Source organism: Candidatus Eisenbacteria bacterium, assembly GCA_013140805.1.
Lineage (GTDB): Bacteria > Eisenbacteria > RBG-16-71-46 > RBG-16-71-46 > RBG-16-71-46 > JABFRW01.
This window is the reverse complement of record JABFRW010000146.1, coordinates 1-22,429: the sequence shown is the minus strand read 5'-3', so window position 1 is coordinate 22,429 and position 22,429 is coordinate 1. Positions and strand designations below refer to the sequence as shown.

General features: G+C 67.8%; 19 protein-coding genes and 1 pseudogene. 13 read left to right on the top strand and 7 right to left on the bottom strand.

The annotated features are described in order from the left end of the window. Positions 1-60: 60 nt before the first annotated feature. Positions 61-933: a GNAT family N-acetyltransferase gene (locus HOP12_11585; GenBank protein NOT34797.1), complete on the bottom strand. Its 873-nt coding sequence runs from the start codon at positions 931-933 to the stop codon at positions 61-63. A 117-nt stretch (positions 934-1,050) separates the two neighbouring features. Between HOP12_11585 and HOP12_11580 the strand changes: the two genes are divergently transcribed. Then, a complete protein-coding gene (locus HOP12_11580) occupies positions 1,051-1,758 on the top strand; it encodes a response regulator transcription factor (GenBank protein NOT34796.1) in 708 nt (235 codons plus the stop codon). 13 nt (positions 1,759-1,771) lie between these two features. Next, the gene (locus tag HOP12_11575; protein ID NOT34795.1) at positions 1,772-3,112 is read left to right on the top strand and encodes a PAS domain-containing protein; all 1,341 of its coding nucleotides are present in this window, start codon (positions 1,772-1,774) and stop codon (positions 3,110-3,112) included. A 236-nt stretch (positions 3,113-3,348) separates the two neighbouring features. On the opposite strand, the gene HOP12_11570 is transcribed toward HOP12_11575, so the two are convergent. The 3 genes from HOP12_11570 to HOP12_11560 all read right to left on the bottom strand — a co-directional run bounded on the left by HOP12_11570 (position 3,349) and on the right by HOP12_11560 (position 8,706). After that, entirely contained in the window at positions 3,349-4,005 is a 657-nt protein-coding gene (locus tag HOP12_11570; GenBank protein ID NOT34794.1) for a hypothetical protein, read from the bottom strand. Positions 4,006-4,016: 11 nt separating this feature from the next. Next, positions 4,017-6,836, bottom strand: a complete 2,820-nt coding sequence (locus HOP12_11565; GenBank protein NOT34793.1) for a TonB-dependent receptor — start codon at positions 6,834-6,836, stop codon at positions 4,017-4,019. Between the two features lie 121 nt (positions 6,837-6,957). Then, the gene (locus tag HOP12_11560) at positions 6,958-8,706 is read right to left on the bottom strand and encodes a T9SS type A sorting domain-containing protein (protein ID NOT34792.1); all 1,749 of its coding nucleotides are present in this window, start codon (positions 8,704-8,706) and stop codon (positions 6,958-6,960) included. 254 nt (positions 8,707-8,960) lie between these two features. On the opposite strand from HOP12_11560, the gene HOP12_11555 reads away from it, so the two are divergent. The 8 genes from HOP12_11555 (at position 8,961) to phoU (ending at position 15,971) form a co-directional block, all read left to right on the top strand. Then, complete coding sequence (locus tag HOP12_11555; GenBank protein ID NOT34791.1) at positions 8,961-9,305, top strand: hypothetical protein; 345 nt, start codon at positions 8,961-8,963, stop codon at positions 9,303-9,305. A gap of 136 nt (positions 9,306-9,441) precedes the next feature. Next, positions 9,442-10,719 (top strand): hypothetical protein, encoded by a 1,278-nt coding sequence (locus tag HOP12_11550; GenBank protein ID NOT34790.1) that lies wholly within the window; start codon positions 9,442-9,444, stop codon positions 10,717-10,719. 11 nt (positions 10,720-10,730) lie between these two features. Then, entirely contained in the window at positions 10,731-11,573 is an 843-nt protein-coding gene (locus HOP12_11545; protein ID NOT34789.1) for a phosphate ABC transporter substrate-binding protein, read from the top strand. Positions 11,574-11,657: 84 nt separating this feature from the next. Beyond that, positions 11,658-12,488 (top strand): phosphate ABC transporter substrate-binding protein, encoded by an 831-nt coding sequence (locus HOP12_11540; protein NOT34788.1) that lies wholly within the window; start codon positions 11,658-11,660, stop codon positions 12,486-12,488. Next, a complete protein-coding gene (gene pstC / locus HOP12_11535) occupies positions 12,485-13,453 on the top strand; it encodes a phosphate ABC transporter permease subunit PstC (GenBank protein ID NOT34787.1) in 969 nt (322 codons plus the stop codon). Before HOP12_11540 ends, pstC begins: the two co-directional genes overlap by 4 nt. Next, entirely contained in the window at positions 13,450-14,397 is a 948-nt protein-coding gene (gene pstA, locus HOP12_11530) for a phosphate ABC transporter permease PstA (protein NOT34786.1), read from the top strand. The genes pstC and pstA overlap by 4 nt, the downstream gene beginning before the upstream one ends. 1 nt (position 14,398) lies before the next feature. Beyond that, on the top strand, positions 14,399-15,262 hold the full coding sequence (gene pstB / locus HOP12_11525; protein ID NOT34785.1) for a phosphate ABC transporter ATP-binding protein: 864 nt from the start codon (positions 14,399-14,401) through the stop codon (positions 15,260-15,262). A 4-nt stretch (positions 15,263-15,266) separates the two neighbouring features. After that, positions 15,267-15,971: a phosphate signaling complex protein PhoU gene (gene phoU / locus HOP12_11520; protein NOT34784.1), complete on the top strand. Its 705-nt coding sequence runs from the start codon at positions 15,267-15,269 to the stop codon at positions 15,969-15,971. 33 nt (positions 15,972-16,004) lie between these two features. Here phoU and HOP12_11515 read toward each other — a convergent pair. The 3 genes and pseudogenes from HOP12_11515 to HOP12_11505 all read right to left on the bottom strand — a co-directional run bounded on the left by HOP12_11515 (position 16,005) and on the right by HOP12_11505 (position 18,880). Further along, positions 16,005-17,404, bottom strand: a pseudogene (locus HOP12_11515) (peptidase S41). 34 nt (positions 17,405-17,438) lie between these two features. Beyond that, on the bottom strand, positions 17,439-17,780 hold the full coding sequence (locus HOP12_11510; protein NOT34783.1) for a peptide chain release factor-like protein: 342 nt from the start codon (positions 17,778-17,780) through the stop codon (positions 17,439-17,441). A gap of 5 nt (positions 17,781-17,785) precedes the next feature. Beyond that, positions 17,786-18,880: a hypothetical protein gene (locus HOP12_11505; GenBank protein ID NOT34782.1), complete on the bottom strand. Its 1,095-nt coding sequence runs from the start codon at positions 18,878-18,880 to the stop codon at positions 17,786-17,788. 177 nt (positions 18,881-19,057) lie between these two features. Here HOP12_11505 and HOP12_11500 point away from each other — a divergent pair, with 177 nt between their 5' ends. From HOP12_11500 to HOP12_11490, 3 genes are all read left to right on the top strand, one after another. After that, the gene (locus HOP12_11500; protein ID NOT34781.1) at positions 19,058-20,467 is read left to right on the top strand and encodes an insulinase family protein; all 1,410 of its coding nucleotides are present in this window, start codon (positions 19,058-19,060) and stop codon (positions 20,465-20,467) included. Beyond that, a complete protein-coding gene (locus HOP12_11495; protein NOT34780.1) occupies positions 20,464-21,885 on the top strand; it encodes an insulinase family protein in 1,422 nt (473 codons plus the stop codon). The genes HOP12_11500 and HOP12_11495 overlap by 4 nt, the downstream gene beginning before the upstream one ends. A 20-nt stretch (positions 21,886-21,905) precedes the next feature. Next, a partial coding sequence (locus tag HOP12_11490) for a thiamine-monophosphate kinase (protein NOT34779.1) occupies positions 21,906-22,429 on the top strand: 524 nt, incomplete at its 3' end.

Genomic DNA, 22,429 nt, shown 5'->3' with positions numbered 1-22,429 from the left:
TCGCCTAGCGGCGCGCCTCGCTTCGTCGCGCGCCGCGCCGCGGCTCGCCGCCGGCCGGGGTCAGCCGCTGTAGAACAGCGAACGCCACGCGAGGCAGGCGCGAAATCCGAGGCTCTCGTAGAGCGCGATCGCCGGCGTGTTCGTGTCGTTGACGAACAGGCACGCGGCGCGACTGGCGGGAAACAACCGCCGGCACAACTCGGCCAGCGCGCGACGCGCATGGCCGCGGCGGCGTTCGGGCGGCGGCGTGTAGACGCCCGAGATCTGCGCGGCGTCGGCGGTCCAGGCACTCACGCTCGAGCGAAATCGCAACACGCCGTCCACCACCCACAACCAGGTGTGGCCGTCTCGACATTCGTCCTCGACGCGCCGCCGATAAGCGTGCGGATCCACCGTGCGCGGATCTTCTTCCAACTCCTCGGCGCGCAAGGCGGCGCCGCTGTCGAACACCATCGGGATGTCGTCCTGGCAGGCGAGCCGCAGGTCCGGAAGCGGCTCGGTGGCCGCGAGGTCGCCGGCGGCCACCGACATGTAGCGCTGGAGCCGATCGAGGCGCGGGGTCAGGCCGTGGCGAGCGAGCGGATCGACGAGCGGCTCCACAGCGGTCGCGGGGCCGATCACGTGAAAGCGCCGCGGCAACGAGGTGCGGCGATCGCGCAGGACGTCCGCCAGTCGGCGCATCGCCTCCGCATCATCGCCGACCGGCAGCACCGCGCCGGACGGCAGCCCCAGGTAGAGCAGGCCCGCCAGCTCGCCGTCGCGCCTCACGCCCCAGAACTCGTCCTGGGGGCGCCCCAGCGAATCTCGCAGCAGCAGCGCCTCGAGATAAACGTTCACCACCGGATCGCCGTCGAGATAGGCGAAGGCCTCGACCAGATCCGCGGGGCCGAGGCGTTGCACGAGCAGTTGTTCGGGGCGTGGAATGACGGCCATGACCGGACTCTAGCGAGGGTGCGCGACGCCTCACAAGCAAGTCGGGGTTGACGCAATCGCCCCCGGCGCACTTGGATGCGATGCCTGCGATCGGTAGTCTGCCGGCCGGGAGGGCGCATGGCGGAACTCGTGATGGTGATCGAAGACGAAAAAGAGATCCGCGATCTGGTTCGCTACAACCTCGAGCGCTCGGGTTATCGAGTCAGCGCTTCCGACAGCGGCGAGGAGGGGCTCGAGCGATTGTTCGAAACCCATCCCGACGCGCTGGTGCTCGACCTCATGCTGCCGGGGCGTAGCGGGCTCGAGATCCTGCGCGAAGTGCGCGGCGAGGCTTCGACGCGCGAGCTTCCGGTGCTGGTGCTCTCGGCGCGCTCGGCCGAGATGGACAAGCTGCTCGGCTTCGAGCACGGCGCGGACGACTACCTCACGAAACCCTTCAGTCCCCGCGAGCTGATCGCACGGGTGCAGGCGCTGCTGCGGCGCTCGCAGCCCAGCAAGGCGCCCGGCGTGCTGGCGGCCGGCGAGCTGCGCATCGACACGCTGGCGCGCGACGCGCGCTACCAGGAACGCTCGCTCACGCTGACGCCGCGCGAATTCGAGCTCCTGGCGTTTCTCGCCAGCCGCCCCGGCCGGGTCTTCACGCGCGAGGAACTGCTGCGCAAGGTCTGGGGCTACGACTACCTGGGCGAGACGCGCACCGTCGACGTCCACGTACGGCGGCTGCGCATGAAGATCGGCGAGCACGAGCGCGTGATTCAGACCGTCACGGGGGTCGGATACAAACTGCTGGTCCCCGCGCCCACTGCGCCCGCCGCGCCCGCCTAGCTCGGCGGATTCGATGCCCGGGTGGTTGCGCTCGCGCGGGTTCTCGCTCGCCCTGGCGGCCGCAGCGCTGATCGCGACTCCGTTCTCCCGCACCGCCGCGCTGGTGATGCTCGCCCTTGCGGCCGCGCACCTGGCGCTGGCCGGCGCCGAGCGGCAGTCCCGCCTGCGATCGCTCGGGGAATCTGCGCGTCGCATGGGGGAGGGTGATCGCGAAGCGCGCGCACTCGAACTGCCGGGTGACGCGATCGGGCGGCTCGGCACCACGCTCAATCGCATGGCCGAGTTGTCTCGTGCGCGGCTCGCGGATCTCGAACTCGAACGCGATCAGCGCGAGCGCGTGCTGTCGCACGTCAGCGACGGGGTGGCGCTGCTCGATTCGGCGGGGCGCGTGCTGCACGCGAATCAGAGCCTCGCCGACATCTTCGGCCTGGCGCTGCCGCCGGCTCGCGGCACGCGGCTGCAGGACGTGCTGCGACTGTCCGACATCGATGCGGTGATCGAGACTTCGCGCCGTGAGGGCCGCACGATCGAACGCGAGTTGCGCTTCTGGACGCCCGCCGAGCGCGTGGTGCGCGTCACCGCCACGCCGCTCGAAGGCGCGGCGGACCGCGCCCTGCTCCTGGTGCTGCAGGATCACACCGAAGCCGAACGCGTCGATCGGGTGCGACGGGATTTCGTCGCGAACGTTTCGCACGAGCTCAAGACCCCGCTCACCTCGCTGCGCGGCTACGCGGAGACGCTGCTCGACGGCGGGCTCGACGACCTCGAGCATCGCGAAGGCTTCGTGCGTGTGATTCGCGATCAGGCCGAGCGATTGCAGGCGCTGGTCGAGGACCTGCTCGCGCTCTCCGAACTCGAACGACCAGACGCGCGCCTGCGGCTCGAGCGCTTCGATCTGCGCCCGCTGGTGGAGCGCGCCATGGCCATGCTGCGCGAGCGCGCCGAGCGCAAGCAGCTCGAGTTCGTGCTGGTGCCCGGCGCGCCCGTGCCGTTGCGGGCCGATCGGGGCCGCATCGAGCAGGTGGTCGCAAATCTGCTCGACAACGCGATCAAGTACACCGAGCGCGGTGCGGTGACCGTCGCGCTGGGCGGCGACGAAGCGCACGCCTGGTGCGAGGTGCGTGACACGGGTGCCGGCATTCCACCCGATGATCTGAGCCGCGTGTTCGAGCGCTTCTACCGCGTCGACAAGTCACGGGTGCGGGACGTGGGCGGAACCGGTCTCGGGCTCTCGATCGTCAAGCACATCCTCACGCTGCACGAGGGCGACATCGAGGTCGAGAGCGCGCCGGGTCGCGGTTCGCGGTTTCGCTTCGAGCTGCCGCGCGAAGGCTCGGGTCCGAGCGAGAGCTGAGCGCGAGTGGTCCACCGAGTTCTCGGCGCTCTCCACGTTCGGCAATCTCGCGTTCACAAGTGTTTCCGGGCGCTTCACATGCCCGTCACCGCGGGCCCTCATCGCGCGGCTAGAGTGCTGCGTGTGGGGAGTGTCGGCCTCGACGGCGTTTGCCGCCAGCATCCGGGAAGGTGCGCTACTCGTTGGCCCGTCGTGTGGATTGACATCCAGCCAGCCCAGCGCCGACCCCCCATCCTCTAATCGACCGTGCTGTAGATCTTGAACGAGCCCTTGCGCTCCGCGATCGCACGCAGCCAGGTCATCCGCTGAGTGCGGCCCTCGTCGTCGCGCGCGACGAGCGTGAGCCGGCTGTGCAGTTTGAAATTGCGGTACGTCATGGTCGAGTCGACCTCGAAGCGCACGAACTCGTAGAAGTGCCCGCCGAAGTCGCGCACGGCCTCGGACGTGCCCGCGGCAAGCCGCACGTTCAAGACGCGCCACGCGTCGTCCCACTGGAGTCCGGTCGCCGGCCGACTCTCCGGGAACTCGCGCCACAGAATCTCGCGGAACTCCTGCTCGCTCACGCACAGGGCCCGCAACGAGTCGCGATTGCTGCGATGAAGCGCCCGGCACACGGCGCGGCCGAGCGCGTCGAGGCTCGGGGCTCCGCCAACGAATCGCAGGCGAACGAGCGACGCGCCGGGCCGACGACCCAGCACCACCGACATGGACTCGGGATCCACGTTCGGGTACCAGCCGGGTGAGTCACGGACCGAATACACACGACGCTTCGGGGTCGAGTCCGGGGCGTTCGACGCGACCGCTCCGACCAGCGTGAGCCACGATCCCGCCACAACCAGCGCCCACACCAGCGATCTCGGTGCGTGCGCGCGGATCGCAGGCAAGACTTTCACCACGAAAGTCCTCACGAGCCGAACGACAGCGCGAGCGAGAAGGAGCGATGTCCGCGGTAGCTCGTGACCACCTGGTCCCCTTGCCGCTGCTGGATCTCGGGATGGATGAGGTTCCTTCCCGAGGCCTTCATTCGCGCGCTTCCGAACGGTGTGAAGCTCAGCGTCACGTCGAGGCTCGTGGTCGGTTGATCGTAGATGTCCGGAAGCGGATCGAGCGCCAGCGTGTGCAGCCGCTCACCGGTTGCGCCGAACAGCACCGCCAGCTCGAGCCCCGGTTTGGGTGCGTAGCCGATCGCGGCATTCAACAGATAGTTCGCCTGGCCCTGCAGCGGGTGCTCGGTGGTGCCGTTGCGCGAGACCTCGGGCTTGAGCTTGATCTCCGAAGAGATGAACGAGGCGTTCGAGTTGAGCGTCAGGCCCCGGAGGCGCTTGGAGAGGCGCTCGAGACCCGCGCGAAGCTCGAGTTCGACCCCGAGGTTGCGGCCCGAGTCGGAATTGCGCGGAACCAGGAGTGCGGGGGCGCCACCCTGAATCGCGCGTTCGATGGGCTCGTGCATCGCTTTGTAGTAGAACCCCGCCGCGATGACCTCCGACAGCGTAGGAAACGCTTCGACGCGCACGTCGTAGTTGTCGATCGTGGCGCGCTGGAGGTCCGGGTTTCCGGCCAATCGCAACCCGCCCGCGTACTCGAGCGCCGGACTCGGCGACAGCTCGTTGAGATCCGGCCGCGACACGGTGCGGCTCGCGCCGAGCCGCAGATTGATCGCGTCGGAGGCCGCCCAGGTCAGGTTCGCCGACGGCAGCACGTCCTGGTTGTCGAGCGTGCCGCGCCGGGTGATCACGCCGGGCGCGAACAGGTCGAAGGTGCGAACGTCCTGGAAGCCGGATTCGACGCGCACCCCGAAGTTGGTGCGCAGCCGCTTTCCAAACGGAAGGTCCACGCTCACGAACTGCGCCGTGACGCGCTGCTCGGCGTCGTAGTTGTCGACATCGAGCGTGCTCTCTTCGACGTAGCCGGAACTGTCGGCGCCGCCATAGGCGAACACCGAGTCGGGCGGCAGCGTGGTGTCGACTCCGCCGCGCGGAATGAAGTCGAACCGGCGGTAGCGGTTGGTGCGCTCCTTCAGCTGCCGATCGTAGCCGAGCATCACCTTGCCGTTGCCGAGCGGGCCGAAGCGCAACGGCACCGAAGCAGTCAGACTGCCGCCCCAGCCCTGATCGTTCAGGTCGCCGAACTCGCGGCTCCCGACCGAGCCCAGCGACGTGTATTCGACGAGATTGCCGTTCCCGTCCGGATAGTAGTTGCGGTCGTACGCGTACTCGCGCCGATCGGGCTGCTGGCGGCGTGCGCTCGAGCGGGTGAGTTTCCAGTCGATGCCCGCGTTCAGGAGCCCGGAAAGGGTGTGCTGTCCGTTGAGAGTTCCCGACATCACGTTGCGTTCGACGTACAGGAGCCGCGTGTCGCGGTGCTGAATCGGGCGCTCGGTGAAGTCGAGACGATTGACGTCGGTGCCGATGTAGCTGCGCACCTCGTCGTCGGCGCTCTGGGTGTAGAGGCCGCGCAGATGCAGTGCGTGGCGCGGCGAGAGGCGATAGCTGAGGCCCGAGATGCCGCCGAGGGTCACCGACTCCTCGTACTTCGTCTCGTCGTAGGCGTAGATCGTGTCGCGCAGACTGTTCTGGAAGTACAGCAGCGACTGGTCGCGGCGATCGTAGGACCGCGACAGGCTCCAGGATTCGATGATGCCGAGCGGGCGTCCGAACAGCTTGAACTCGTCCCCGTAGGTCGCCGAGTAGCTCGAGTTCGGAAGCGTTCGTACGCCATTGGGACTCCAGACGCCCCGAAAGGTTCCCGCCAGCTTCGCCATCGTCGACTGGCGCACGTTGCCGCGGAACAACTTTCCGTCACCCACTTCCGCAAACACCTGGTCGGGAATGCGGCGGGAGTCGGCGCCGAATCCGAAGATGTCGGCGCGGCTCGAGGCGTAGGTCTTGCGCGTCCCGAAGGTCACGTCTTCCGCGACGCTCTGCGAGACCGAGAACTGCCACGTGCGTTTGCCGGGAAAGTCCTTGGTACGGACCTGCACGTCGCCGCCGCCGAATTCTCCGGGGCGATCGGCCGTGTGCGTCTTCTGAACCACGATGTTCTCGAGCAGGGTGGCCGGGAGGAGATCGAGCGGGACCACGCGCTTGTTCTCCTCGGGACTCGCGAGGCGCACCCCGTCGACCTCGACCGAGCTGTAGCGCTCGCCGAGGCCGCGAACGAACACGTACTTGCCGTCCGAAACCGAGAGGCCCGTCACACGCCGCAGCACTTCGGCCGCATCCTTGTCGGGCGATTTGCGGACCTGTTCGGCGCTCACGGCGTCGCCGACCGAGGATGACTTCCTGCGCGCGGTGAGCATCGAGATCTCACTGTTCTGCTTCGCCTTCGCCTCGACCACGATCTCTTCCTGCTGGATCGCCTCGGACGCGAGCGCGGTGCTGAAGGGAACCAGCTTGCCGGCCTCGATCACGATTCCCTCGATCCGCTTGCGCGCGTACGAGAGCGCGCGAATCTGAATCGCATAGGTGCCTGCCGCGGCTTCGAGCAGATAGGTGCCGTCGGCGTTGGTGATGCCGCCCACCCGGCGCAGGGTCGTATCGCGCGGCACCAGCAGCACGTCGGCGAATCCGATCGGATCGCCGGTGTCGATGGCGACCACCCGGCCCTGGATCTTCCCGGTCGCGGCCAGCGAGGCGGTGGCAAGCCCACCGGTGAGAAGCAACGAAAGCGAAAACCCCCACGCGTGCGCTCGCGCGAGGCATCGGCGGCCCGCAGTGCGGCCCATTCGGATTTCCTCCTGAAGGTTCACAGCTCGTGCATCGCCCCCCGGGAGTGGGGCGGGATCTCACGCGCGAGGCCCGGCGACGAGTTGCCGTCGCCGAGCCCTGACGCGCGCGGGGGTTTCACTAGTCCAGGTGGGTGATCTTTCCGGTCGAGGTCTGACCCGAGGCGAGCACCCTGTAGAAGTAGATGCCGCTCGGGATGCCGTCTTCGATCGACCAGGTGAGGGTGTGCGGACCGGCCGCCATCTCGCGGTTCGCGAGCGAGCGCACGTGACGTCCGTCGGCGCCGTAGATCTCGACCGAGACCGGGCCCGCCTGGGGCAGCGCGAACGAGATGTTCACCTGATTGCGGAACGGGTTCGGCTGGCTGCGCGCCACGAACACGTTGCCTTCGCTGATCGGGCGCACGCCGAGCGGTCCGCAGAACACCGCGGGAGCGGCCGGCGCGGCGACGCAATGGGCTTCCCACGTCGCATCGTCGCTGATCGCGAGGCCGGCGGTCTTGAAGTTGTAGACGATCGAGTTCAGCAGCGTGTAGCCGGTGCCGCGGCGCCACTGAACGCCCTGAGTCGATCCCGGGAGCGTCGGGCCGCTGCGCTTGTCGCCGATGAAGGTCACGTTGGCGACCGTCATGTTCGAGCGTCCCGCGCACTGGACCTGATCGAAGTTGAATTCGTTGTTGTCGGCTTCGATGCCGCGCTCACCGAACTGAGTGAGTGCCGGAGCCTGATTCGGCGCCACCCGCACGACCGCGAACTGCAGACGATTGCGCGAGCCCAGCTGTGAGTCGATGCCGTCGTCGGTGCCGTCGATCGCGATCAGGTACTTCTGGTCCATCGCGCCACCGAACCACTCGAAGCCGTCATCCGCGCCGCGGAACGCCTGCAGGAAGTCGCCCCTGGTGCCGCGACCGCATGCGTTCCAGGTGAACGAGTTCAGTTCATTGTTCGTGGTGATCTGCTTGCCGGCGTATTCGACCCGCACGTAGCGGAGCGCACCCGAGCAGTCCTCGTCGTCGTTCCCGCCGTAGAAGCCGATCGCGCCGCCTTCGCTGGCCGCCGAGTCGCCGGCGCAGGAGTTGACGACGTTTGTCTTTGCGCGGCCGTTCAGGAAGATGCCGCCGACATCCCCGCGCAGCTGCGAGCCGGGAGGCGCGTTCGAGGTGATGATGATCGGCGCACACGCGTTGCCGACGGCGTAAATTCTGCCGCCGCGCTCCGCGATGATCGTGCCCAGCGTCGCGACGTCTTCGAGAATCACGACGCCCGGGGCAACCGTCAGCTGTCCGCCGTTCTTGATGCGGAGCTGGCCGCGCACTTCGTAGTTGCTGTCCGGCGACCAGAACGCATGCCCGGTGATGCTGACATTGTTGTAGACCGCGAGCGGACGGGGATCCGGCATGCCGACCAGGTGCAGATCCTGGCGGGATGCGCCGGTCGAGTCGTAGTAGGTCCAGCCCTGAGTCCAGTCGTCGCCGAGATTCGGTCCGATGCCGCCCTTGAAGCACACCTGCTTGAAGAAGCCGTCGGCGGGAACGCTGACCGCGCTCGTGAACGCCGGGCTGCCGCCGGCCGGCTGGAAGTTGTTCAGCGGGTAGATGCCGCCGGTGAGGAGCGGGTCGTCGTAAGCGTTGTGGACGTAGGTGACGGTGCCGAGTGTCGCGGCGGTGGTGCCGCCCGGACAGCTCGGCGCGCCGACGCCCGCGGTGCCGGAAAACTGACCGACCAGCGTGCCGCTCGCGTTGTTGTTGAACAGCAGGTTGCCGTCGAACACCAGCTGGGCCGAAGCATTCCCGGCCGCAAGTGCGACGAGCCCAAGGGCGACGAGCCCACGACAGACTGAGCGAAGACCAGAGCGTGCAGCGAGACGCATGGAGCTCCCCCTCGAGGATGTGAATGGCGGCGGTTCGCGTGACCTGGATGGTGAGCGCATGGCTCCCGTCCAGAACGCCGGGAACTTAGGCAGCGAGCGGAACGCACCGATGTGTGCGAAATGAACACGCGGTTAAAGCGCAGCCGGGCATGCCGAAACATCTTTGTTCCATGCCGGTCGCAGGTTCGTAGCCTCGGCCGCCTAATTTGGACGCGAGCACGGCCAATCGTGACGTCCCCAACCGCGGAGACCCGATGTCGCACGAGTGGAGACGCGATGCCTCGCCCGCCACGGCGGTCCTGTTGCTCGACCCTCCCGACCACGCTCCGGCCGGGCGCGCTTCGCCACGACGGCGCGGTCGGCCCGCGATCATGTCGCGCGAGGAAGTGCTCGAGATGATTCGCCGGCTGGCGTCCCGCCCCGAAGGTCTGTTTCGCGTGCACGACACGCACGGCCACGTTTACGCGCGGGCCCGGCGCCAATTCGGCTCGTGGGCAGCGGCGGTGCGCGCGGCGGGTGAGAACTATGCGCAAGTGGTTGCCGCTGCGCGTCGTCGCTCGGCGGCGTCGCGGCGCCAGGCCACCGAAACGAGGGAGTGAGCCGTCGGCTCGTTTACTTCGTGTTAACGCGCGCGAGAAATTGCGGCAACCCGACCCCGGTAGGTTCCCGGAGATTTCGGCAACCTGTCCGCGACGATCGCGCAGGGGCCGAAAGCGCTTTCTTCCCGGAGGCCGGATGCCGGACGTTCCTCGAAGTCCCGCAGCAAGGTTCCTGATCCTCGCCGTGCTCGCGCTCGTCACCCCGTGCGCCGTTCGCGCTCAGTCCACCCCGGAGAGCCCCGCCACCGAGGCGTCCGCCACCGAAGCACTCGGCCGCATCGAGGGCATGAGCGAGCAGCTCCAGACGCTGCAGAGCGATGTCGACAAGCTCAAGCGCTTCAAGTTCTCGGGCTACGTGCAGGCCCGCTACGAGATCGGCGAGACCTCGAGCGACACGGTCAAATCCGCCGGTAGTCCCGCCACTCTCACGCTCGCGAATCGCGATCGCTTCTACCTGCGCCGCGCGCGGCTCAAGCTCACCTACGACCCGACCTCGCGCAGCCACGCGGTGCTGTATCTAAACGGTGCCAGCACCGGCAACACGCTCAACATCACGTTGCTCGAAGCCTACGTATCGCTGCTGGATCCGTGGACGACCGATCACCGGCATCAGCTGTGGGTCGGTCAGATGAACGTGCCGTTCGGCTGGGAAGTCGAACGTTCTTCGTCGGCGCGCGAACTTCCGGAGCGCTCGCGCGCCGAGAACGTGCTGTTCCCGGGCGAGCGCGACCGTGGAGTGAAACTCGTGAACCCCTGGACTCCGCACTTCGAAACCACGCTCGGGGTGTTCAACGGAGGCGGCACGCTCGACGCGACGTTCGGCACCGAGGATCCGACCCGCGCGAAGGATCTGGTGGGGCGTGCGCGCTTCTCGCAGGGCCGCTTCGACGTCGCGGTCTCGGGCTACCGGGGCTCGACTCTGGTGCCGCTGACCGGCGGCGACGTCGCGCTCGACAAGACACGCTTCGGCGCCGACGCGCAGGCCTACTGGGAACTGCCCTCGGCGGGGGGTGGTTCGCTGCGCGCCGAGTGGTACGCAGGCACCCAGCCCAACGCGGACTCGCTCAAGACCCTGGTCGTGGCGCCGACGTCGGGCAATCCGGTCACGCTGTTGCGGGCCGGCGCGGATCCCTCGCATCTCGCCACCGAGTTCCACGGTGGCTACGTGATGTGGGCGCAGAACCTCGGCGATCAGGCGCAGCTCGCGGCCCGCTACGAGTTCTTCGATCCCGATGACGCCGTCGAGCACGACCAGTTCGAGCGGTTGAGTGTCGGCGCGAACTTCTTCTATGACGGCACCACTCGGTTGACGCTCGCCTACGACATTCCGCGTACCGATCTGCGCAACGCGAGCGGCGGCTACGACGATCCGTCCGACAATCTCTGGACCTTTCAGGTCCAGCTGCGCTATTGAGCGGGGGACTCATGAAGCTTCGCAGTTTCGCGACCACGCTGGGACTTGCCGTGACGCTGATCGCCGGCCTGTCTGCACCCGCACGCGCTGCGCGCGGCATCACGATCAAGGGTTCCGACACCATGGTGATCCTCGGCCAGCGCTGGGCCGAGGCTTACATGGGTGCGTCGCCGGGCGCGATCATCCAGGTGACCGGCGGTGGCTCCGGCACCGGCATTGCGGCGCTCATCAACGGCACCACCGACATCTGCCAGTCCTCGCGCGCCATGAAGGACGACGAGCGAAAGAAGCTGCGCGACCGGTACCAGACGCTCGGCACCGAGATCCCGGTCGCGCGCGACGGGCTGAGCATCTATCTCCACGAGTCGAACACCGTGAAGTCCCTCACGATCCCGCAGCTTCGCGAGATCTACACCGGCGTGATCACGAACTGGAAGGCGGTCGGCGGCCTCGATGCGCCGATCACGTTGTACAGCCGCGAAAACAACTCCGGCACCTACGTGTACTTCAAGGATCACGTGCTGCTGGGCCGCGACTACTCCGCTCGCTGTCAGACCCTGCCCGGTACCGCGGCGGTCGTGAACGCCGTGGCCCGCGATCCGAACGGCATCGGCTACGGCGGCGCGGCGTACGCCGCAGGCGTTCGCGAGTGTGGCGTCCAGAAGGCCACGGGCGGCCCCGCCGTGCTTCCGACCGAGGCGACGATTCGCGACGGCACCTATCCAATCACGCGCTTTCTCTACTTCTACACCCGCACCCGACCCGCCGGCGATGTGAAGAAGTTCGTCGACTGGGTGTTGTCGGCGGACGGACAAGCACTCGCGACGAAGGTCGGCTACTTTCCGGTGCGTTGAGGCTCGACTTCCCCGGCGAGCAGCGCGCGTGCGCGCTCGTCGTGGCCACCTGCGTGCGCTTCACTTCGTAGAGGAGTTCCCCGGATGCGTTCTTCCACCTGGCTGCTCGCCCTGGCCGTTGCGGCGCTGGTCGGCTGCGCGCCGACGCGGCAGAAGGCGATCACGATCAAAGGCTCCGACACCATGGTGATCCTCGGGCAGCGCTGGGCCGAGTCCTACATGGCGTCCCATCCCGGTGCCGTCATCCAGGTCACCGGCGGTGGTTCGGGAACCGGAATCGCGGCGCTCATCAACGGAACGACCGACATTTGTCAGTCCTCGCGCGCCATGAAAGACGAAGAGAAACAGCAGGCCGCGGCCAAACTCGGAACCCCGCCGGTGGAGGTCGTGGTGGCGCGCGATGGCCTCTCGATCTACGTCGCCGACTCGAATCCGGTGAGGGAGCTGACGCTCGCTCAGATCAAGGCGATCTACACCGGCCAGGTGACGAACTGGAAGGACGTCGGAGGCAGCGACGCGGCGATCACGGTGTACGGACGCGAGAACAACTCGGGAACCTACGTCTACTTCAAGGAGCACGTGCTCGAGGGCGCGGACTTCGCCGCGATCGTGCAGACGCTGCCCGGTACCGCGGCGGTCGTGAATGCGGTGTCGCAGGATGCGAAGGGCATCGGCTACGGCGGTGCGGCGTATGCGACGGGCGTGCGCGACCTCGCGGTCCGCAAGGACGCCACCAGCGAAGCGGTGTTGCCGACGCTCGAGAACATGAATTCGGGCAGCTATCCGATCGCGCGCAGTCTCTACTACTACCTCGCCACCCCCGGCAACGAGGCGGTGATGGACTTCATCGCGTTCGCGCTCTCGGACTCGGGCCAGAAGCTCGTCACCGAGGTGGGGTACTTCCCGGCGCAATGAGCTCGACGCTCGACCGCATCGGCTCGCTGGATCACTCGGGGGCTCGCGCCGCAGCGCGCCGGCGGGGCCAGCGCGTCGCCGAGGTCGTGATCGCGGTCGCTCTGCGCGTCTGCGCGTTCATGGCGGTTGCGGGCCTGCTTCTGATCATGGTGTTCGTCTTCCGCGAGGCGCTGCCGGTGCTGCTGGACGCCGAGACCATGAAGGAAGCGAGCCTCGGCCACTACTTCAAGACCGACATGTGGCAGCCGGTCGGCGACATTCCCAAGTATGGATTGCTGCCGTTGCTGGTCGGAACGCTCAAGATCGTGCTGGTGGCGATGGCGTTCGCGGTCCCGGTCGGCGTGCTGGCCGCGGTGTTCGCCTCCGAGTTCGCGCCCGCGCGCATCCGCGAGGCGCTCAAGCCCGCGATCGAGATCCTCGCCGGCATCCCGTCGGTGGTGCTGGGCTTCTTCGCCCTGATGGTGATGGCGTCGTGGATCCAGGCGCTGACGCACGCGCCCTATCGTCTGAACGCGCTCAACGCCGGCGTGGCGCTCGGCCTGGGCGTGCTGCCCACGATCTTCACGGTGTGTGAGGACGCCCTGCGCGCGGTGCCGCGTTCATTTCGCGAGGCCTCGCTCGCGCTCGGAGCGACCCCGTGGCAGACCGCGTGGAGCGTGACGCTGCCGGCGGCTGGCGCGGGAGTCTCGGCCGGCATTCTGCTCGGCCTCGCGCGCGCGGTCGGCGAGACCATGATCGTGCTGATGGCGTCGGGGAACGCGGCCATCGTGTCGGGCAGCGTGTTCGACTCGGCACGCACGCTCTCGGCCAGCATCGCGGCCGAGCTGGCCGAAGTGGTGTTCGGCAGCCCGCACTACTCCACGTTGTTCTTTCTCGGCGCGATCCTGTTCGTGACCACCTTCACGATCAACGTGGTGGCCGGCTTCTTCGTCGATCGACTGCGCAAGCGGCTGGCGGGCGGATGAGCGCCCCCGCCTGGGCACCCACGCTGCGCGCGCTCCCGAGGCGTCGCGCGGGCGACGCGAGCGGCGTGGCGTTCACCGTACTCACCGCATTCGCAGCGTTCCTCATCGTGCTCATGGTCGCGATCATCATGGGCAACATCACGTGGTTCGGCTGGCGCACCGTGACGTGGGAGTTCCTGACCGCCAATCCGCGCGTCGGCATGACCGAAGGCGGGATCCTGCCCGCGATCTTCGGCACCGTGGCGCTCGTGATCCTCATGGTGATCGCGCTGGTGCCGTTCGGGGTCGGCGCGGCGATCTACCTGAGCGAGTACGCAAATCCGAATTCCTGGTTCACGCGCGCGGTGCGCTTCTCGGTCAACAATCTCGCCGGGGTGCCGAGCATCGTGTTCGGGTTGTTCGGACTCGGGTTCTTCATTCAGTTCGTGGGTCGCAGTCTCGATCGCGCGACCGGCCAGGACCTGTTGTGGGGTCAACCCTCGCTGTTGTGGGCGGCGCTGACTCTGGCGCTCCTCAACCTGCCGGTGGTGATCGTGACCGCGGAAGAAGCCCTGCGCACCGTACCGCGCGAGATGCGCGAGGCCTCCATGGGGCTCGGAGCCACGCGCTGGCAGACGATCCGCTACGTGCTGCTGCCCCAGGCGCTGCCGGGCATCCTCACCGGCGCCATCCTGTCGGTTTCCCGCGGTGCCGGCGAAGTGGCGCCGATCATGTTCACGGGCGCCGCGTACTTCCTGCCGTATCTGCCCAGCTCGCCCACCGATCAGTTCATGGAGCTCGGCTATCACGTGTTCGTGCTCTCGACCCAGTCGCCGAACGTTGAGCAGACCAAACCGATCCTCTACGGAACGGTGCTGGTGCTGCTATTGATCACCTTCCTGCTCAACCTGACCGCAATCCTTCTTCGCGCACGACTGCGGGCGCGCCTGGCCGGGAGGCATTAGGATGTCGGTGCGTACGCCGGTTCGAAAACCCGCCCCGCCGTTGCCGGCCGCCTCGTTGCGCCGTCCGAGCGGGACACCCGAGGAGGAGCGCGTGACGGTTCGCACCGAGGCGCCGCCGGTCCTGGGCACTCGCGACTTCCATCTCTATTACGGCTCGCATCACGCGTTGAAGGGCGTGACGATCGGGATCCCCGGCCACAGCGTGACCGCGATCATCGGTCCTTCGGGGTGCGGTAAGAGCACGCTCCTGCGCTCGTTCAATCGCATGAACGACCTGATCGCCGGCGTCCGCACCGAAGGCGAAATCCGGGTCGCCGACATTCAGGTGCTCGCGCCCGGCACCGACGTGGTCGAGCTGCGCCGCCGCGTGGGCATGGTGTTCCAGCGCCCGAATCCGTTCCCGAAGAGCGTGTTCGAGAACGTCGCGTTCGGCCTGCGCATGCTGGGCCTGAAGGATCGCGGCGAACTCGAGGCGCGCGTCGAACTGTCGCTGCGCCGCGCCGCGCTGTGGGACGAGGTGAAGGACCGTCTCGAACGTTCGGCGCTGCAGCTGTCGGGTGGACAGCAGCAGCGGCTGTGCATCGCGCGCTGTCTGGCGGTCGAGCCCGAGGTGATCCTCATGGACGAGCCGGCTTCGGCGCTCGATCCGACCGCGACCGCACGTATCGAGGAGCTGATCCTCGACTTGAAGGCGACCTATACGATCGTGGTCGTGACCCACAACATGCAGCAGGCCGCCCGCATCTCGGGCTCGACGGCGTTCATGCTTTCCGGCAACCTGATCGAGTATGGTGAAACGGGGCAGATCTTCACCAGCCCGCGCGAGAAGGTCACCGAGGACTACATCACCGGACGGTTCGGCTAAGCCCATGGAACGCCACTTCGATCAGGAACTCGACGTCCTCAAGCAGACGCTGCTGCGCATGGGCGGAGCCTCGGAAGCCATCGTCCAGAAGTCGATCGAAGCGCTCAAGCGTCGCGACATGGCGCTCGCCGAGGAAGTGTTCGCGGACGACAAGGCGGTCGACCGGCTCGAGATCGACATCGAGGAGCGCTGCGTGAGCCTGCTCGCGTTGCGTCAGCCGCTCGCGACCGACCTGCGCTTCATCACGGCCGCGCTCAAGATCTCGAACGATCTCGAGCGCATCGCCGACCACGCGGTGAACATCGCCGGGTGCGTCAAGCGCCTCGACACCGAGCCGCCGCTCAAGGTGACGGCGGACATTCCGCGACTCGCGCAACTCGCGGGAGCGATGCTGCGCGAGTCGCTCGATGCGTTCGTGCGGCTCGACGCCCCGACCGCCCGCGGGCTGCTGCGCCGCGACGACGAGGTCGACGATCTGGCACACGACCTGTTCCGCGAGCTCCAGCAAGGCATGTGCGACGATGCCGCGACGATCTCCCGCGCGCTGCAGCTCATCCTCGTGACGCGGAATCTCGAGCGCGTCGCCGACCTCGCCACCAACGTGGCGGAAGAGGTCGTGTTCGTGGCGGAGGCCCGCATCGTCAAGCACCACGCCGAGGAAAAGCTCGGCGGCGGGATGGCCGCGGGCGAGGACTTCGCGCGGTCGTAGGGCGCTCGCCGGCCTGCGGATCCAGCGGCCTCGTCAGTCGCGTCCGCGTCGAACCCTGGCTCTCACCGCTTCGAGTTCCGCATCGCGCCCGCTCGCGATGTCGTGCTGCGAGCGAGTGACGAGCAGGTCGGGTTCAAGTCCCGCATCCGGGCGCGGGCCGTCGGAGAACTGCCCGATCAGCGGCAGGTCGAGTTCGATACCCGAGTTCGGCAGCCGCAGGAAGAAGAACGCGCCTCCATTGATGCCGCGCTGATTCCCCCCGGTGGGTTGCCCGACCAGCGTTCCGAGCTGATTGCGTCTGAGCGTCTGCGCGAACTCGAACGTGGCCGAGCTGTTCGCAGCGCCGATCAGCACCCACACACGGCCCGCGTACCGCGGCGCGATGGGCTGGATGGCGCTTCCGGGATCGTCGTCCGCGTCCCTTCGCAGCCGGTAGAAGCCATTCGAGGAGTCCACTGCCGCGGCGCCCCAATTTCGAAACGAGGGATCCCACGTGTCGAGATAGGGCACCAGGTCGTCCGGCACCTTCCGATAGCGCACTCGGCGATGGAGCGCCTCGCGCGGCACCTCGTGCGCGGCGAGGTGCGCGATCAACTCGTCGCCCACGTCCATGCCACCTTCGTTGCCGCGCAGGTCGATCACCAGGTCGGCGACGTCTCTCTGGACGAGCGTCTGCATCGACTCGGTGAGAAACGACTTCCAGTCCCACTGGCTGTCGTAGAGCGCCCAGGTCGGCATGCGCAAATGCCCGATGCCGTCGTCGAGCAGCCGAAACTCCCACGCCGGTGCGGCCTCGCCGTCGCGCGCCGTGGCGGCTGCGGTCATCGCTGCGAGGCGGGCCTCGGCTGTCTGCGGCTGCACGGCCAGCTCGTAGATGGCGCGTTCGTCGACCCCTCGGACGCGAAGCGTCATTTCGGAGGACGTACTCGGAAAGAACAGCGGAAAGTAGACATCGAACGCTTCGATGCGATCGGTGCCCTGAACCTCGAGACCGCTGACGCGCTTCGCGGTGTTGTTCCCGTCGGCTCGCGCGACCGTCATGAGGCGCGAAAGGATCGTTTCGACCGGGGTGCCGTTGATCGCCAGGACCTCGGTCCCGGGCTGCACGCGCGGATCGTCGACGAAGGACTTCGAAACGATCATTCGGCGCCCGAGCCAGCGGAAGTAGAAGGGGACACGACCCGCCCGGAACAGCGCCTGCTGCGTGGCCTTCTTCTGGTTGTAGAAGTTCGGGTAGGTATGCCCGCACTTGACCCTGGCCGCGAACACGGAGAACGCGATGTAGGCATCGGCCAGCGTGCGATCGCGACGTCCGCGCGCAGGCCGCTCGCGGTCTGAATCGACTCACGCGTGAGGACCGCGGCGGCTGCAGCCGGCGGACTCGCGGGGCCGGGCTGAGTCATGGCAGGAGCCGCGACGAGCAATCCGAGCATGACGAGCGAAGCAATGGCGCCACCTCGGGAATCGTCACTCATCGCCGACCCCGCGCCTCACGCGCTTGCGTTCACTCGCGATCCGCTTGCTCTCGAGCCGTCGCGTGACCGCGGAACGACTCGGTCTTGTCGCGACCCGCCTCTTCGGCTTGCGCGCGCGTCGCTCGAGCTCTTCCCACACCCGCTCGAGCGCCGCTTCGCGGTTGCGCATCTGCGAACGACTCTCGGTCGCGATGCGCGTGATGCCGCTCGGCAGGTGCTTCACCCGCACGCTCGACTCGGTCTTGTTCTTCTTCTGGCCGCCGGGTCCGGATGACTTGAAGGGCGTGACCTCGCTGTCGCGCGCGATCTTCTCGAGATGCTCGGGCAGCGGCATTGGACTCAGCGCGAGCGCGCGACCTGGGAGCGCACGCTCGCCCCGAGTTCGCTGGTGTAGAGCTGACCGCCGAACAACTGAGCGATCCGCGACCCGTCGGGCGAGAATGCGACGGCGCCTTGTGACGTGAGGCCGCTCGCCACCACGCGACTGTTGGTGCCGACCAGGTCGACCACGTAGAGCCGCGCCACGGTCTGCTGCTGCTGCTCGAGCTGTTCGAGCGCCCACAGCGCAGCCTTGCGCCCGTCGCGAGACCAGGCGATCGGAGCGGACAGCAGGCTGTCGCCCGGTGCGAGCAGCACGCGTCGCGTGGTCGCCGCGGTCGCGTTGCGGAGCCACAGCTCGTGCGCGCCCTGCAGATACAGCACCTGCACGCCCTGATCACTCCAATCGAGCGAGGCGACCGCGGCACCGAGCGGCAGGCCGAGATCGAACGGTGAACCCGCGCCGCTCGAGGCGAGCCACTGCTGGAGCGCCGAGGCGACCGACGAAGTCTGGTAGAGCAGCGCACTCGCATCGGGCGCAAACGCGACCGGCAGGCCGGCGCCCGGGGACTCCAGCGCGCCGCTCGGCTGCGAAACGATGCGCAGCGATTCGGGATCGAACTCCGAGTCGAGCCGCGACCACGCCACGCGCGATTCGTCGTCCGAGATCGCGAACAAATGGGCGCACACTCCGGAACACGTCGCCACGAGCTGGCTCGCGCCTGCGCCGAGCGGGCGCCGCCGCAGCTCGACCCGGTCGCCGGCGACGCCGGTGTCGCTCACGAACGACTCGTAGTAGACGAACCCGCCGTCCTCCGACAGCCGCAGCGAACCGGTCGGCGCGGCATCGAGAAGCCGGATCGCGCCGGAGCTCGCGCTCATGGCGATCAGCGCTTCGGAGCCAACGCCCGCCGCTGAGCCGGCGACTCCGACCAGCTCGTTGGTGGCCGCGGACCAGACGAGTGCTCGCTGGGGCGCGAACAGGTTCGCGGCCCCCAGTGCCACGCCGCGATCATCGAACCCGGGTCCCAGCGTAGAGTTATCCGCGTCCTTGGAGCACGAAGCGACGACGAGCGGAATGAGCGCAAGAAGGAGCGGATGGAAACGGCGAATCACGGGCACCTCGCGGTGGAGTGGTGGCGCGGGAAGCGGTCGCCCGGTGCGGCGGCGAGGTTAGCACAGCCCTCGGAGGCGTCCGCCACCGGCCGGGTGCCGCGCTCGCCGCTTGCCGGGCCCGCGCGCGGCTACCTAGACTGCCCCGGTCCCCGTGTTCCGGTACCCCTCGGAGGTTCCATGCGTCTCTCGATTCCGCTGGCGCTCGCGCTCGTTGCACTGGCCGCGAACGCGGCCGTGCCGCTCGCCGCCCCCAGGCCGAAGCAACCGGCGCCGCCGCCGCGTGCCGTGACGGCGCCGACCTCGGCGATCACCGCCGCGACGTTTCCGATCGCAAAGCACCAGCTCGCGAACGGGCTCACGATCCTGACCCACGAAGATCACAGCGTGCCGACCGTCACGTTCTGGCAGTGGTTCAAGGTCGGCTCGCGCAACGAACAGCCGGGCATCACGGGGATCTCTCACTTCTTCGAGCACATGATGTTCAACGGCTCGAAGAACGTGGCGCCCAAGGAATACGATCGCATCCTCGAGTCGAACGGCGGTTATTCGAACGCGTTCACCTCGAACGACCAGACCGCCTACTACGAGGACATCGCCTCGGATCGCGTCGGCGTGCTGTTCGAGCTCGACTCGGATCGCATGGCGTCCCTGTCGCTGCTGCCGGATCAGTTGAAGAGTGAGATCGAGGTGGTCAAAGAGGAGCGCCGCCTGCGCACCGACAACTCGATCCCCGGAATGCTCGACGAGCAGCTCTACGCCACCGCGTTCGTCGCCGGCCCCTACGGTTGGCCGGTGATCGGATGGATGAAAGACCTCGAGCGCATCACGCGCGAGGACTGCGTCGAGTACTTCCGCACCTACTACGCGCCGAACAACTGCATTCTGGTCGTCGCGGGTCACTTCGACACCAAGACCGTGCTGGCGCAGATCGAGAAGGCGTTCGGCTCGATCCCTGCGCAGAAGCCGCCGGCGGAGCCGTTCGACTCGGAACCCGAGCAGCGCGGCGAGCGGCGCGTGAACGTGCTCTACCCGGCCGAGGCCGAGAGCTTCCAGATCGGGTACAAGGCGCCGGGCGTCCGGGGCGACGACGTGTGGGTGCTCGACGTGATCAGCACCATCCTGTCGCGCGGCGAGTCGTCACGGCTGCACGAAGCACTGGTCGTCGATCAGCAGATCGCGCTCGACGCCTCGTCGTACTTCGGCACGCGGCTCAACCCCGGGCTGTTCGAGTTCGCGGTCGAAATGCGGCCGGGCAAGACGGCGGCCGACGGTGAACGCGCGCTGCAGGCGGTGCTCGACAAGTTCGTCAAAGACGGGCCAACCGATCGCGAACTGCAGAAGGCCAAGAACATCCTGGAGGCGCGCTTCGTGAAGGGACTCAAGACCAACAATGGAGTCGGCGAGGCGATCGCCTTCGCCGAGCACGTGCTCGGCGACTACAAGCGCATGTACGAAACGCCGGAGCGCTATCGCCGCGTCACCGCAGCCGACGTGAAGCGGGTCGCGAAGGAGGTGTTCGTCTCCACGCGCCGCACGGTCGCGGTGCTGGTGCCGGAATCGCGCGAGGGCGCGGGAGGTACGCCGTGAGCCGCCTCGAACCATCGTGGAGTGACCGCGCGCGCGCGGGATTTCTCGCCGTCGCGTGGGTCGCACTCGGTGCCTGCGTCGCGCTCGCTCCGGGCGAGGCGGTCGCGGCCGAGTTCCAGCTCCCGGCCTACACCAGGACGCAACTCAAGAACGGCCTCACCGTTTATGTGATGCCCACCAAGCGACTGCCGCTCGTCGACCTGAAGCTCATGGTGCGCGCCGGCTCGGTCAACGATCCGGTCGGCAAGGAAGGGCTCGCGAATCTGACCGGCAACATGCTCACGCAAGGCGCGGGCGCTCGCACCGCGAAGCAGCTCGCCGCCGACATCGAGTTCGTAGGCGGCGATCTCGGCGTGGCCACCGAAGCCGAGCGGCTGGTGATCTCGTGCGAGGTGCTGCGCAAGGACCTCGACACCGGACTCGCGATCTTCCACGACGTGGTCGTGGCGCCGACGTTTCCCGAAGCCGATTTCTCGCGCGTCAAGGAAGAGCAGGTCGGCGCGCTGGTGAACGGACGCGACGACCCCGGCACGGTCGCGGACCAGGCGCTGTTCCCGTTCCTGCTCGGCGACACGCGTCTGGCGCATCCGCCCGAAGGCTGGGAGGCGAGCGTCAAGTCCATCACCCGTGACGACGTGCTGCGCTTCCACGATCGCCACGCCCGCCCGAATCAGTCGGTGCTCGCGGTGGTGGGGGACGTCGACATCGCCACGCTGGTGCCGCGGCTGGAGAAGCTGTTCGCCGACTGGAAGCCGGGCGGCGAGCCGGCCGCGGAGCGGTACGACGCGAGCGTCGGCTTGAAGGGCCGGCAGGTGCGTGTGATCGAGAAACCCGAGGTCACGCAGACCCAGATCCGGCTCGCCTGCATGGGCGTGCCGCGCAGTCATCCGGACTACTACGCGATCCGGATCGCGAACACGATCCTGGGTGCCGGCTTCACCTCGCGACTCGTGAACGAGATCCGCGTGGTGCAGGGGCTCACCTACAGCATCCGCAGTCGCCAGAACATGTGGCGCAACTCGGGTTCGTTCGTTGTCACCACGTTCACGCGCAACCAGACGCTTCGAAAGTGCATCGACGCCACCATCGCGGAGATCAAGAAGCTGCGCGACGAGGGTCCGACGGTGGCGGAGCTCGACAAGTCGAAACGCTTTTTGACCGGGCAGTTCCCGCTCGGACTCCAGGCGCCCGACGATCTTGCGGACAATCTGCTGACCATCGACTTCTACGGCATCGATCCCCGGTTCGTCGAGACGTTCAGCGCCCGGGTGAACGAAGTCACCATGGAAGACGTGCGGCGGGTGCTCAAGACCAACTTCTGCGTCGAGGACCTGCGCATCCTGGTGGTGACCGATCCCAAGCTCGCACAGAAGGAGCTGGCGGGGCTCGGCACGATCGAGGTGAAGCCGATTCCGTAGCACCGATTGCGGAGGACTGGATGAGGCTCAGGCGGACGGTGCGAGGCGAGTTCGATCTCATCGATCGGCTCGTCTCGCGACTTCCGGCCGGTGACGGAGTCACGGTCGGCCCCGGCGACGACGCGGCGGTGCTGCGCCCGTCGCCGGACCGCGAGCTGGTCGCGACCACCGACACGTTCGTCGAAGGCGTGCACTGGGATGCGGCGTGGATGGATGCCGAGGCGATGGGCGCACGCCTCGCGGCCGCGAATCTGAGCGACCTCGCCGCGATGGCGGCGACGCCGCGCTGGGCGCTGGTGAGCCTCGGTGTCGGAGCGAGCCCGGTTCCCGAAACGCTCGAAGCCACGCAGCGCGGACTCGCGCGAGCGCTCGCGAAGCACGGGGCCGCGATCGTCGGTGGCAACGTGACGCGGACGCGCGGTGCCGCGTGGTGGAGCGTGACGCTGCTCGGCGAAGTCGCGAAGGGCGCGGCGTGGACGCGCTTCGGTGCGCGGCCCGGCGACCTGCTCGCGGTGACCGGCCGCCCGGGGCGCGCGGGGGCCGC